The following is a 13551-nucleotide window of genomic DNA, read 5'->3' as shown; positions in this document are numbered from 1 at the left end:
AATCCAATTTATTCTATGATGATGAATCCAGAGCGGCCAGACGCTCGCGCTCCCTCAAACGGAATGTACGGGGTGTTTCGCTCGTTATCTTAAGGAAGAAGCGTGAAAAATATGCGGGATCTGAAAAGCCAAGGCTGTAGGCGATATGTTGCACCGATGATGGCATGGCTATCAAATCGCGCCTGGCCGCCTCAATCAGCCTGCTTGCAATCATGTCTTGTGTCGTCCTTCCTGTCAGCTGTTTGACAGTCCGGTTGAGATGCGTTGGTGAAACACCCAGCAATTTCGCATAAAATGAAACGGGTTTGTGTTCTCGGTAATAGCGGTCGATCAGCTCCAGCAGACGCTCAATGCGAGTGTGCCCATATATCTGACGGTCTTCCTGCTTTGCGGAATTTGAAGAATAAGCGTGTCGCAGAACATAGACGAATGCGGCTTGAACAAGAGATTCCAGCAGACTGTTTTTATATGGTTTTCTCGTGTGAAACTCATCTTGTACTTGCCGCAGAAGAGAGGAAAGTAACGCCAGATTCTCGTCGCCCGCTCCTTTCATCGATATGAGTTGAGGATGCATCAACCACTTCGCCATAACGCCCCCAGAGCCGTCTCCAATAAACGGCATATGAGGGCTCAAAATCGTTACAATGTGCCCCACTATATCTCGAGAGAATGCAAACCCATGATTAAAACCGGGTGGCACCATAATGGCACATGGCGTTTGAAAGGGGTGGATGGCGCCATCGAAGCTCACCTGCCCCGTACCCCCTTCAATATATAAAAGCTGAAAGAAGCTCTCGTGACGATGCAACGAAATTTCGAAATTATGCAAACTTGATCGCGAGAAAAGCGTCTCGCAGTGTAGCCAAAAATCCGGCTTCTGCTCGCTTTCTTCTCCATAAAGCTCGTATGTTGGAACAAAATTATCCGACACTTACCCTCCAATAATGTTCGATTTGTACAATAAATAGTCGAGATTATCCATTGCCAGCAGGAACGTTCCTTCAAGAATAAAGACGGAATTGCATTGGGAGGAACTTATGCGCACTCAGGTGGCAATCATCGGATCGGGCCCGGCCGGCCTGCTCCTCGGTCAACTTCTGACTAAAGCCGGGATAGACAATGTCGTGCTGGATCGCGTCAGCGCGGATTATATTCTGGGCCGTGTACGTGCTGGTGTCTTGGAAGAAGGCACGGTCAATCTGATGGATGAAGCCGAAGCTTCAACACGCCTTCACGCAGAGGGATTGCCACATGACGGTTTCTCACTCGCCTTCGACGGCCGGGATCACCGTCTCGACCTGCACAAGCTGACCGGCAAGCGCGTTACGGTTTATGGCCAGACTGAGATGACGCACGACCTTATGGATGAACGGCGGAAGTCGAGCACCACCAGCATTTATGAAGCCGCCAACGTAACACCGCATGATTTCGATACGACATCGCCATATATTACCTACGAGAAAGGCAGCAAAACCCATCGCATCGACTGCGATTTCATCGCTGGATGTGACGGGTATCACGGCATAAGCCGCAAATCTGTACCAGACAAGGCAATCGATATTTTTGAAAAGGTCTATCCCTTTGGCTGGCTCGGCATACTGGCCGACATTCCGCCGGTCGCTCATGAGTTGATCTATGCCAACCACGAACGAGGTTTTGCGCTTTGCTCCATGCGCTCGCTCACACGCAGCCGTTATTACATCCAATGTTCACTTGATGAAAAGATCGAAGACTGGAGCGACGAGCGCTTTTACGATGAACTGCGCTGTCGCCTTCCGGTACATCATGCCGAAGCAATGATAACCGGACCGTCTTTCGAGAAATCCATTGCGCCTCTACGCTCTTTCGTGGCTGAACCAATGCGCTTTGGACAGCTTTTCCTTGTTGGAGATGCCGCCCATATTGTTCCTCCGACAGGTGCGAAAGGGCTGAACCTCGCCGCCAGCGACGTGCACTATCTTTACGAAGGATTGAGAGAGTTTTATCTGGACAAATCAAAATCTGGCATCGACGCTTATTCTGCTAATGCGCTTGCGCGCATCTGGAAGGCCGAACGCTTTTCATGGTCCATGACCAAAATGCTACACCGATTTCCTGATATGGTTCCGTTTGATCAGAAAGTGCAGGAAGCAGAACTTGACTACTTCTGCACTTCCGAAGCTGCCTCAACCGCACTTGCTGAAAACTACGTCGGATTGCCGTTCTGAACGGTGAATACTATAAATAAGACGTAACTAATATTATTTAATAAAACATATAAAACTGATGCTTTATTTTAGAATTGATGTAGAGTTTTATTGATAATCGAACCCCCAGCAAGAAGTTCCGGCCAGAACTTCTTGCAACTAGCGCGGTCAGCTACCTTATTTGGGTAGCTGGCCGCGTTAATCTCTAGAGCTTCACACCAGCAGCTTCGCGCAACGTCTGGATCAGAATTTGCATAGCGGCTGTCTGTGTCGTGTCAGTTCGCATGGTCAACCCTACCGGACCTGTCGTTTCGCTTGTATCGATGGAAAGAGCGACAAGCTTGCCTTCAGATACATCTCTGGCAGCAACACCTTCTGAAATGATCCACACCGCATCACTGTCGCGGACGAAAGCACGTCCGAATGCATCGGAAACGGTCTCAATCTGAACTGGCAGGGCACCTATACCGTTCGTAATCAGCAAACGATCCACAAACGGGCGAATGATTGAATTGCGTGTCGGCATCAGAACCGGGTAGTCGGCCAGATGCTCGAAAACCGCACGTCCGTCCGTCAGGGGATGCCCTGTCCTGACAAGAAATCGAACCTGCTCCGAATAAAGATGCTCGAATGAAAAACCGGTCATCTTTTCCGGCGCGGCAAGCCGCCCTACAACCAGATCGAGATCGCCAACCCGTAGCTGCTCCAGAAGAACAGCATTTTCACCCGTAACGATTTTTACACGGCTAGACGTTCTTTCCGCGAGAAACAGGCTCATCGCTTTCGGCATGATGCGTGTTGAGACTGTCGGCAAGGCGCCAATACGAATAGGCGGCCCCGATCCATCCAATTCTTGCGACACGGAATCCAGCCCTTGCCGCAAAGCGGTCAAAGCCGTCCCAGCATGACGCAGGAATACTTCACCAAACCGCGTTATCCTTATGCCACGACCATCGCGTTCCACTACTGGAACGCCCAGAATCTCCTCCAGCTCACGCATCGTCTTGGTCACTGCTGGTTGGCTGATACTCAGGAGTTCGGAGGCCTTGACCACACTCTTCTGTCGCGCAACCTCAACAAACGTATGCAGATGACGAAATTTGATCCTGTTCCCAATCACTTATCTATAACCCTGTAGTTATGATTTTTGCCAATAATATCATTTTACTTAACCAGTTCAAAGCACGACAGTGCGATGTAAGAGGAGAAAGCTGTGCAGTTCGCATCCGTAAACGACGTCGTCATGCATTATGATTTCCAGCCAATAGCCGCAGAGAAGCCTGTTCTGGTTTTCATCAATTCGCTCGGAACCGATTTCCGGATATGGGATGAAGTTCGCGCACGCCTGCGCAACGACGTATCGACCCTCGTTTATGATAAGCGCGGCCACGGCCTTTCAGATGTCGGAGCCACCCCCTACACAATCGAACTCCTTGCGACCGACCTCATCAACCTGCTCGACAAGCTTTCGATAAAACGGGCGATCATTTGCGGTCTTTCCGTCGGTGGACTGATTGCGCAAGGTGTTTATGCAGCGCGCCCCGATCTGGTGGCCGGACTCGTTTTGTCCAACACCGCTCACAAGATCGGTACAGCAGCGATGTGGGACGCGCGCATAGCTGCTATTCAGCAGGATGGCCTTTCAAGCATCCTCGACGCGACGATGCCCCGCTGGTTCACGTCGGACTATCGACGCTCCGATAATCCTGCCTATCGTGCCTATTGCAATATGTTCGTTCGGCAACCGCTCGACGGCTATGCGGCCACCTGTGCCGCGCTGCGTGAAGCGGATTTAACCGAAGTAGCCAGGACTATTTCGGTGCCAACACTTTGTCTGGTCGGTGATCAGGACGGCTCCACACCGCCTACCCTTGTGCGCGAACTGGCAAGTCTTATCCCTGAAGCAGATTTCGCAGAGATTGCCACCAGCGGTCACATTCCCTGCGTTGAACAGCCCGATGCCTATGTCTCGCTGTTGCGCAACTTTATTTCAAACAGATTCTAACATGGAGAGTAGCCATGGCTGACAAGGCAGTGCGGTCGGAACGCTACAAGATCGGCATGAACGTACGCCGTTCAGTTCTGGGCGATACGCATGTGGATCGCGCGTCAAACGGTGCAACCGACCTTGATGCTCCGTTTCAGGAGCTTATAACAGAAGCCGCATGGGGCACGGTCTGGGCGCGACCCGGCTGGACAAAACGAGAACGGTCGATCGTTACGATTGCACTGCTTGCAGCACTCGGGCAAGACGATGAAGTTGCCATGCATATACGCGCTACGAAAAATACGGGCGCAACGAAGGAGGACATCTGCGAAGCATTGATGCATGTCGCAATCTATGCGGGGGTTCCGGCATCGAACCACGCTTTCAAGATCGCCAAGCAGACCTATGCGCAGATGGAAGCGGAGGAAGATGAAAAATGAAGAACAGTCTGCCGGAGACAACTCCGTTCTTTGCTCGCGATCTGTCCATGCATCCATCGGCTTACACGCCGTGGTATAAGACCTCCGTCCTTCGCTCGCCTACTCGTGCTTTGCTTTCGCTCGAAGGCACCAAAAGTGAAATTACGGGCCCGGTATTCGGGCACAGTATGCTGCACGAGCTGGATAATGACCTCATCCTCAATTATGCGCGCCCCGGCGAAATGCCGATAGGCCCACGCATTCTTGTGCATGGCCGTGTTCTGGACGAGAGTAGCCGTCCTGTTCCAGGCGCACTGCTGGAATTCTGGCAGGCCAACGCTGGCGGGCGTTATCGCCACAAGAAAGAAACCTATCTTGCGGCCATCGACCCCAACTTCGGCGGCGTCGGTCGCACGGTCACGGACGAAAACGGCTACTACTGGTTCAAGACCATCAAGCCCGGCCCGTACCCTTGGCCAAATGGTGTGAATGACTGGCGTCCGGCTCACATCCATTTTTCTGTGTTCGGTCATGGCTTTGCACAGCGCCTCATCACACAGATGTATTTCGAGGGCGATCCGCTGATCTGGATTTGCCCTATCGTGAAAACTATTCCCGACAAATCAGCTGTCGAACGGCTGGTCGCACCTCTGGACATGAGCGCTAATTTGCCGATGGATATGCTTGCCTACAAGTTCGACATTGTGTTGCGCGGGCGCCGCGCAACCTTGTTTGAAAATCGCCCGGAGGGCAACTGATATGGTGCAACCTCTCGGCTATCTGAAAGAAACCGTATCACAGACTGCGGGCCCTTACGTCCATATCGGATTGACACCCAATTTTGTCGGCATCAACGGCATTTTCGAGCAGGATCTCGGCTCCGGCCCTCTCTATGATGAGAAGACGACAGGCGAACGCATTACCATTAACGGCCATGTCATTGATGGCATGGGCGCACCACTCCGCGATGCGTTGGTAGAAATATGGCAGGCTGATGCGAAGGGCCTCTATAACAGCCCCTCCGAAACCGGCGGCAAGGCCGAGCCTGGTTTTCGTGGATGGGGCCGTTGTCCGAGCCATATGGACACGGGCGAGTTCACTTTCGAGACGATCAAACCTGGCCGCGTTTCTTTCAAAGATGGCCGCCTCATGGCACCACACGTTACCTTGTGGATCGTGGCCCGCGGCATTAATCTCGGACTGCAGACGCGGATGTATTTTTCCGATGAAGCCGATGCGAATGCAGAGGATCCGGTCCTTGCTCGTATCGAACATCGCAGCCGGGCGCAAACACTGATTGGTCAGCGTGAGGGTAGCGTCTATCATTTCGATATTCACTTGCAGGGCGAGAAAGAAACTGTCTTTTTCGATATTTGACGCATGAGCATCTCGGTCTTCGAACATCCGTTTCTGGCACAGCTTTTCGGCGACGACGAAGAGATATTGAGCCTGTTTACTGCGGCGGCTGATATTGCCGAGATGTTGCGCTTTGAAGCGGCTCTGGCTGAAGCTCAAGCGGGGCTCGGCTTGATACCGGTCGAGGCAGGACAAGCGATCAAACAAGCCTCAGAAACGTTCGAACCCCACCTATCTAATCTGGCAACAGCGACAGCGCGTGACGGGGTTGTCATTCCCTCACTCGTGAAAGAACTGCGTCTGGCTGTCGGAACGGATTACGGCGAATACGTTCATTTCGGCGCGACGAGCCAGGATGCCATCGATACGAGCCTGATTTTGCGGCTGAAACGCGCAAGTACAATTCTTTATGGGCGAATTCAGCAACTCACGCAGCGTTTCGATTGGCTTGATGCGACGTTCGGAAGGAATGCTCTGACGGGTTATACACGTATGCAATCCGCTATTCCGATCACCGTATCGGACCGCATCTCAAGCTGGAAAAACCCGCTCAACGCTTATGAGACCAAACTGAACACCATCGTCTTTCCCGTACAGTTCGGCGGTGCAGCCGGAACGCTTGAAAAATTCGGTGATCAGGCACCGGCTCTGCGTGCTTTGCTGGCTGATAGGCTCGGATTGCACGATAGCCCGCAATGGCATAGCCAGCGGGCCTTCATTGTCGAATTCGGCAATCTGCTTTCGCTCATCACGGGTACTCTTGGAAAATTCGGGCAAGATATTGCGCTTATGGCTGAACTGGGCACCGAACTCTCCTTGACAGGCGGCGGCGGTTCATCCGCCATGCCGCACAAGCAAAATCCGGTGTCGGCAGAGATACTGGTCAGCCTTGCCCGTTTCAACGCAGCCCAAATGGGTGGGTTGCATCAGGCTATGGTGCACGAGCAGGAGCGCTCAGGCGCGGCTTGGATGATCGAATGGATGATCCTGCCGCAAATTGTTGCGTCGACTGGCAGTGCACTCAAGATTGCATCAATCCTGATCGATAAGGTGGTTCGAATCGGAAACGAACAATTCTCGGACACATAACCATCCGGGTATCGTTTATAAGGAATTTTTCATTTTACATGACCAATTAGATAGGCATGCTGAAATCAGGACATTCCCTGTTGCGACGAGACAGTCACGCGCGGGAATGGTGGGCGATAGGGAGGAGAACATGAAGAAAATTGCATTCACCGCGCTTGCGGTCTTTTCACTCACAGCATCAGCAGCTTATGCCGATGTGGTAAAGGTCGGCGTCATTGGTCCATTTTCAGGCCCGTTTGCTCTTCAGGGCAAGAACTTCAAGGCCGGTATCGACGCCTATATGACAGAGCACGGCAACACGATCGGCGATGACACTGTCGAGATCGTTTATCGCGATGTGCCGCAGGCCGATCCTGCGCAATCGAAGGCGCTTGCGCAGGAACTCGTGGTCAAGGAAGGCGTGCAGTATCTTGCTGGCTTCTATTTCACCCCTGACGCCATGGCGGTTACGCCCATTCTCAAACAGGGCAATGTGCCGATGGTCGTCATGAATGCCGCCACCTCTTCCATTGTCACGAAGAGCCCTTATGTGGTGCGCACCTCGTTCACCACATGGCAAACGTCAACCCCGATCGCAAAGGTTGCACTCGACAAGGGTGTGAAGAAAGTCATCTCGGTTGTCAGCGATTACGGGCCGGGCGTGGATGCGGAAAACGCTTTCAAGGCAGCGTTCACAGAAGCCGGTGGCGAAGTGGTCGAAGCTATTCGCATGCCGCTCGCTACGAACGATTTCAGTCCTATCATGCAGCGTATCAAAGACTCTGGCGCGCAAGGCGTGTTCGCTTTTCTGCCGTCTGGACCAACCACGCTCGGTTTCATGAAATCCTATGTCGACAACGGATTGAAAGGCTCGGGCATTCAGCTTTTTGCTCCAGGTGACCTGACACAGGAATCCGATCTTCCCGCACTCGGAGAAAATGCTCTCGGTGTTCTGACGACTTTCCACTATGCAGTCTCGCATGACTCGCCAGAAAACAAGAAGTTTGTCGAGGAAGCTCGAAAGGCCATCGGCAATCCTGTGGAATTGTCCTTCCCTTCGGTCGGCGCTTATGATGGCATGCATGTCATCTACAAGATGATCGAAGCGACCAGCGGTGAAAAAGATGCTGAAAAAGCGGTAGAGTCCGTGAAAGGCATGGAATGGATCAGTCCTCGCGGCCCTGTATCCATCGATCCCGAAAGCCGCCATATGACGCAGAACATCTATCTGCGCGAAGTAGCCAAGGCTGATGACGGCACTTACTATAACAAGGAAATTCAAACCTTCGAGAAGCAGGGCGACCCCGGCCTAAAAGCTCAATAACTCCGGCATTCAAGAGTTAACGCCTTGATGCCTGAGCAGGCGTAAAGCGCGCACTCATGGCTCACAACTGCTTATTTTAACGCGTACCCGAAAACCTTTTCGCGTTTTTCGGGATACGCCCAACAGGACCACTCAATGCAGACTGTGCTCAGCATTGCTGTCGATGCCCTCGCCTATGGCATGGTGCTTTTCGTCATTTCCATCGGCCTTTCGGTCACCATGGGCTTGATGCGCGTCGTCAATCTCGCTCACGGCGCATTTGCAATGATCGGCGGCTATTTTGCATCCTATGCTGCCCAGCAGCTTGGCCTCAATTACGGCTTTGCGATCATCATCGCGGTCGTCGGCACGATGATAATCGCCGTTCCCGTGGAGAGATTGCTCTATCGGCGCATTTATGGGGCGCCTGAACTGACGCAGGTGCTGATGACCATCGGTATCACTTTCTGCATTATCGGTCTCACCAACTATATATTCGGACCAACGCTGAAGACCATTCCTTTGCCTGAAATGTTGCGTGGATCTGTCGATCTCGGCTTTCGGGCAATTGCCAAGCATCGCATCTTTGCAATCGGGTGCGGCTTCGCGGTGGCCCTTGGTCTTTGGTACATCATCGAACGCACTGCCTTCGGCGTGAAACTGCGCGCTGCCGTCGACAATGCCAACATGGCGGCTGCACTCGGTGTCAGAACCGAAATCGTTTACGCCATCAGCTTTGCGCTTGCCATTGGGCTTGCAGCTTTCGGCGGTGTCGTCGGCGCCGAACTTCTACCTGTCGAACCCTACTATGCACTCCGCTACATGGTGACATTTCTGGTCGTCGTCTCTGTCGGCGGCGCAGGCTCCATACCCGGAGCGCTGATTGCCTGCCTCCTGCTCGGAGCAATCGATACAACCGGGCGTTATCTGGCACCGGAATATGGCGAGTTCTTCTTCTATCTGGCAGTAATCGTCATTGTGACGCTGTTCCCGCGTGGTCTTGCAGGAAGGCTGGCCAAAAAATGACCGATATGACGCAAGCTCTCTCCCAATACCGTCACTCCTATGCGGGTCTTGCTGGCGTAGCAGCAATTATCGCTGCCAGTATTTGCGGCTGGTTTTTGTTCCCCGACAATCTGGCGCTGCTGACACGCATCATTGCCATTGCCTTGCTCGTATTGTCACTCGATCTGGTGACGGGCTATTGCGGTATAGCAACGCTCGGCCATGCTGCTTTGTTTGGCGCTGGTGCCTATGGTGCCGGCATCGCTGCTGCCCATTTCGGTATTACCGACCCGATCCTGATGACACTTATCGGTCTTGTTGCAGGAGCTATCACCGGGCTTGTTTCCGGAGCCGTTATTCTGCGCGCACACGGGCTCGCTCAACTCGTTCTATCGATTGCCGTTGTTCATCTGTTCCACGAAGCTGCAAACAAGGCATCAAGCTGGACCGGCGGCAGTGACGGACTAAGCGGCATTTCACCCGATCCGATCTTTGGCATGTTCGAGTTCGATCTCTACGGACACACGGTCTATGTCTATGCCGTATTCCTGCTGCTCGTTTCGTTCATCTTCCTACGTTATGTTGTTCGTTCACCCTTCGGTATGCTTTGCCGAGGTGTGAAAGAAGACCCGATCCGCATTCATGCCATGGGCGCTTCGGTCCAGTCAGCACAGCTTCGCATGTATGTCATTTCGGGCGCTGTTGCTGGCATCGGTGGCGCGCTGAACGCCATTTCAACGCAGGTTGTCGGACTAGACAGTCTTAGCTTCACCATGTCGGCGGAAGCTTTGGTAATGCTGGTTCTCGGTGGCACGGGATCGCTGTTCGGAGGACTGATCGGCACAGTTGTCTTCATGTGGTTCGAAGACCTCGTCTCTGCTGCGAACCCCTTCCACTGGCTTACAATGGTTGGGGTTCTGCTGATCGCCGTCGTGCTATTCGCGCCGCGCGGCCTCTATGGAACCGTCGCCTATTACTTTGAAAAGAAGGCGCGCCGCAAATGAGTACCGTGTTTGAAGTAACGAAACTGCACAAAAGTTTCGGCGGTCTGGCAGTTACAAACGATGTTTCGCTCAGTATGGCGAAAGGCGACCGCGTCGCCCTCATTGGTCCCAATGGAGCGGGCAAGACCACTTTCGTCAATCTGGTTACAGGCAACCTCGCGGCAACTTCTGGCACCGTGGCATTGGATGGAGAGAGCGTCTCCCGGCTCAACGCCATGCAGCGCGTCAGGCGTGGACTGGTGCGTTCATTTCAGGTGACCCGTCTCTTCTTCGACATGACACCCGAAGAACACGTGGCTCTTGCTGTTTTGCAACGCGAAGGCAAGACGGGACGTATTCTCGGAAACTATCGCAAAATGCCTGAAGTCATGGATGAAGTGCGCGATATTCTCGATACGCTCGGGCTTCGGCATCTCGGACAGTTGCGGGTGAGTGAGATCGCATATGGCCAACAGCGGCTTCTGGAGATTGCACTTGCATTGGCGCTTCGACCCAAAGTTCTGCTGCTTGATGAACCAGCTGCGGGTGTTCCACAGAGCGACACGGGCCGCATTGAGGAAGCGCTCGACCGACTACCGGCCGATCTGGCAGTACTCATGATCGAGCACGATATGGACCTCGTTTTTCGCTTCGCAAAGCGTGTGGTCGTTCTAGCTGCCGGAACTGTGATCTTTGACGGATTGCCGGAAGACGTCGTGCAGGATGCCCGCGTCCGCGAAGCCTATCTCGGGAGCTATGCGCAATGAGTGCCGCCTCGCTTGAAATTCGCAATCTCTCCTCCGGTTACGGCCCCACGCGCGTCATCGAGAATGTATCGTTCAAAGCAGAACCGGGATCGCGACTTGCCATTCTGGGCCGCAATGGTGTCGGCAAGACCAGCCTCTTTGCCACTATCGCAGGGCAAACGCGCCGTTATGGCGGTGAAATTCTGCTGAATGGGAAGAATATCGCCACGCTTCCATCAGCCGCGCGCGCAATTGCTGGCCTCGGCTACGTGCCGCAAACCCGCGATGTTTTCCCGACCCTCACTGTCGAAGAAAATCTCTTCGTTGGCCTCAAAAACCGACCAAAGAATGCGCTCGAAGAAGCCTATGCGATGTTTCCGCGTCTTAAGGAACGACGCAGCAATCTTGGGTCGCAGCTTTCCGGGGGAGAACAACAGATGCTTTCCACCGCGCGCAGCATTCTCGGGCGACCGACAGTGCTGCTGCTCGATGAGCCGCTGGAAGGGCTTGCTCCTGTCATCTGTGAAGAACTGATGGCTGCTTTCTCGACACTTGCGCAGAAGGGAGACATGACGATTCTGCTTGTCGAACAGCGCATCCAGAGTGCACTCGATTTTGCCGATCACGTCATCATACTGGAACGTGGGCGCATCGCATGGTCTGGCACTTCAGCAGAACTCACCGAAAACCAGCAGACCGTCGAAGAACTGCTGGGTGTCGGCGGGTTGCATTGATCAGTTCCCGACAAATGCAAATTTGTCGACGTCCACGAGGCCGCGATCAGTGATCTTGAGATGCGGGATCACAGGCAAGGCGATGAAGGCCAGTTGCAAGAATGGCTCCTCCAGAACGGAACCCAGTTCTTCCGCTGCATGACGCAGCACGCGAAGCTGGTCGCGGACAGTTTCATATGGTTCGGCGCTCATCAATCCGGCAATGGGCAAAGGCATTTCAGCCAACACCTTGCCATCTCGCACGACAACGAAACCACCTTCAATTTCGCCCAACCGATTGGCAGCTGCAGCAATATCTTCGTCTGACGTGCCAACCACACAGATATTATGGCTGTCATGACTGACGGTTGACGCGATTGCACCTGATTTCAAGCCGAAGCCGTGCACAAAGCCGGTCGCAATATTTCCATTTTTGCCGTGACGTTCGACAACGGCAATCTTGACTACATCTTTTTCGAAATCGGGTTCAACGCCGTTCGGGCCAACCTTCAGATCGAATTCGAGGCTTTCCGTTATGATCTTGCCCGGAATTATACCGATTGCACGCGTCTTGCCGCTGTTGGAATGAGAGCGGAAACTGGAAGCGCTGACTTTCGATGCCTTGACGCTATTGCGCCCGACAGGAGCAACAGTCTTGCGAGCGGCAAACAAATCCTCTGAAATCACCCTGCCCGCCGACAACACGATTTCAGCGTGACAACCTTCGAGACTATCCACCACAACAAGGTCGGCGCGCTGGCCCGGCGCAACCAGACCGCGATCAAAAAGACCGAAAGCGCGGGCGGCAGAAACGCTAGCGGCCCGGTAGATGGCAATCGGCTCCACGCCGCCTGCAATCGCCGTGCGGATAAGATAATCGAGGTGGCCCTGATCGGCAATATCGAGCGGATTCCGGTCATCTGTGCACAGTGCCAAAAACTGCGCGTGGCGCTCGGTAATGATCGGCATAAGCGCTTTCAGATCCTTGGAAACTGACCCTTCGCGCACCAATACATGCATGCCCTTACGCATCTTTTCCAGCGCTTCTTCCGCACTTGTCGCCTCGTGTTCGGTGCGAATACCTGCGGAAACATAGCCGTTCAGATCGAGCCCGCGCAGAAGCGGCGCATGACCATCAATATGGCGTCCCTGAAACGCTTTGAGCTTCGCCATGCATTCGGGATCTTTCGCCAGAACACCTGGAAAATTCATGAACTCCGCAAGACCGATCACCTTGGGATGGTCAGCAAAAGGCAACAGATCATCGATCAGAAGCTCGGCGCCAGACGTTTCCATATGGGTCGCGGGCACACAGCTTGAAAGCTGCACGCGGATATCCATGACGGTTTCCAACGCGCTATCGAGGAAAAACTTTATGCCTTCAGCACCCAGCACATTCGCAATCTCGTGCGGGTCGCAAATGACCGTGGTAACGCCCTGTGGCAATACACACCGGTCGAACTCATGCGGCGTTACGTGGGAAGATTCTATGTGAAGATGCGTATCGATAAATCCCGGCACGACGATCCGTCCGGAAATGTCGATTTCATGCTTGCCCTGATAGTTGCCGAATGTTCCAACAATCCGGTCACCGCAGATTGCGATGTCACTTTCAACAAGTTCACCGGTTACGAGATCGAAGAAACGGCCGCCCTTCAGCACGATGTCGGCAGGTTCCCGACCTGCGCCCTGATCGATCATCCGTTCCAGCATCACGTCACCTCACATTCGGAATCAATTGTCGAAAGTTACCACAATGCAAGACGCGGCGGTAAGGTCACCCTT

At 53.5% G+C, this 13551-nt stretch carries 13 protein-coding genes and 1 pseudogene; 11 read left to right on the top strand and 3 right to left on the bottom strand.

Going from position 1 to position 13551, the window contains the following annotated elements:
* Nucleotides 1–13: 13 nt before the first annotated feature.
* Nucleotides 14–931: a helix-turn-helix domain-containing protein gene (locus KWJ32_RS02540; RefSeq protein ID WP_012093096.1), complete on the bottom strand. Its 918-nt coding sequence runs from the start codon at nucleotides 929–931 to the stop codon at nucleotides 14–16.
* A gap of 106 nt (nucleotides 932–1037) precedes the next feature.
* Here KWJ32_RS02540 and pobA point away from each other — a divergent pair, with 106 nt between their 5' ends.
* The gene (pobA, locus tag KWJ32_RS02535; RefSeq protein ID WP_012093097.1) at nucleotides 1038–2207 is read left to right on the top strand and encodes a 4-hydroxybenzoate 3-monooxygenase; all 1170 of its coding nucleotides are present in this window, start codon (nucleotides 1038–1040) and stop codon (nucleotides 2205–2207) included.
* 184 nt (nucleotides 2208–2391) lie between these two features.
* Here the strand turns inward: pobA and pcaQ are convergent, their stop codons facing one another.
* A complete protein-coding gene (gene pcaQ / locus KWJ32_RS02530) occupies nucleotides 2392–3306 on the bottom strand; it encodes a pca operon transcription factor PcaQ (protein ID WP_010658911.1) in 915 nt (304 codons plus the stop codon).
* Between the two features lie 93 nt (nucleotides 3307–3399).
* Between pcaQ and pcaD the strand changes: the two genes are divergently transcribed.
* From pcaD to KWJ32_RS02475, 10 genes are all read left to right on the top strand, one after another.
* The gene (gene pcaD, locus KWJ32_RS02525) at nucleotides 3400–4191 is read left to right on the top strand and encodes a 3-oxoadipate enol-lactonase (RefSeq protein ID WP_012093098.1); all 792 of its coding nucleotides are present in this window, start codon (nucleotides 3400–3402) and stop codon (nucleotides 4189–4191) included.
* A 14-nt stretch (nucleotides 4192–4205) separates the two neighbouring features.
* A complete protein-coding gene (gene pcaC, locus KWJ32_RS02520; RefSeq protein WP_012093099.1) occupies nucleotides 4206–4613 on the top strand; it encodes a 4-carboxymuconolactone decarboxylase in 408 nt (135 codons plus the stop codon).
* Nucleotides 4610–5350 (top strand): protocatechuate 3,4-dioxygenase subunit beta, encoded by a 741-nt coding sequence (gene pcaH / locus KWJ32_RS02510; RefSeq protein WP_012093100.1) that lies wholly within the window; start codon nucleotides 4610–4612, stop codon nucleotides 5348–5350. Before pcaC ends, pcaH begins: the two co-directional genes overlap by 4 nt.
* 1 nt (nucleotide 5351) lies before the next feature.
* Entirely contained in the window at nucleotides 5352–5969 is a 618-nt protein-coding gene (gene pcaG / locus KWJ32_RS02505; protein WP_012093101.1) for a protocatechuate 3,4-dioxygenase subunit alpha, read from the top strand.
* A gap of 3 nt (nucleotides 5970–5972) precedes the next feature.
* Nucleotides 5973–7037, top strand: a complete 1065-nt coding sequence (locus tag KWJ32_RS02500; protein WP_012093102.1) for a 3-carboxy-cis,cis-muconate cycloisomerase — start codon at nucleotides 5973–5975, stop codon at nucleotides 7035–7037.
* A 130-nt stretch (nucleotides 7038–7167) separates the two neighbouring features.
* Nucleotides 7168–8340 (top strand): ABC transporter substrate-binding protein, encoded by a 1173-nt coding sequence (locus KWJ32_RS02495; protein ID WP_012093103.1) that lies wholly within the window; start codon nucleotides 7168–7170, stop codon nucleotides 8338–8340.
* A 135-nt stretch (nucleotides 8341–8475) separates the two neighbouring features.
* A complete protein-coding gene (locus KWJ32_RS02490) occupies nucleotides 8476–9345 on the top strand; it encodes a branched-chain amino acid ABC transporter permease (RefSeq protein ID WP_012093104.1) in 870 nt (289 codons plus the stop codon).
* Nucleotides 9342–10328 carry a branched-chain amino acid ABC transporter permease gene (locus KWJ32_RS02485; protein ID WP_012093105.1) on the top strand — a complete coding sequence of 329 codons (987 nt, stop codon included), beginning with the start codon at nucleotides 9342–9344 and terminating at the stop codon, nucleotides 10326–10328. The genes KWJ32_RS02490 and KWJ32_RS02485 overlap by 4 nt, the downstream gene beginning before the upstream one ends.
* A complete protein-coding gene (locus KWJ32_RS02480; RefSeq protein ID WP_012093106.1) occupies nucleotides 10325–11074 on the top strand; it encodes an ABC transporter ATP-binding protein in 750 nt (249 codons plus the stop codon). Before KWJ32_RS02485 ends, KWJ32_RS02480 begins: the two co-directional genes overlap by 4 nt.
* On the top strand, nucleotides 11071–11787 hold the full coding sequence (locus tag KWJ32_RS02475; protein ID WP_012093107.1) for an ABC transporter ATP-binding protein: 717 nt from the start codon (nucleotides 11071–11073) through the stop codon (nucleotides 11785–11787). The genes KWJ32_RS02480 and KWJ32_RS02475 overlap by 4 nt, the downstream gene beginning before the upstream one ends.
* Here KWJ32_RS02475 and ade read toward each other — a convergent pair.
* Nucleotides 11788–13528 (bottom strand): annotated as a pseudogene (ade, locus tag KWJ32_RS02470) (adenine deaminase).
* Nucleotides 13529–13551: the final 23 nt, after the last annotated feature.

It is taken from the genome of Ochrobactrum sp. BTU2 (assembly GCF_024539785.1).
Classification (GTDB): domain Bacteria; phylum Pseudomonadota; class Alphaproteobacteria; order Rhizobiales; family Rhizobiaceae; genus Brucella; species Brucella anthropi.
Note: the sequence above shows the minus strand (reverse complement) of the source record. Positions and strands in the feature narration are given on the sequence as shown.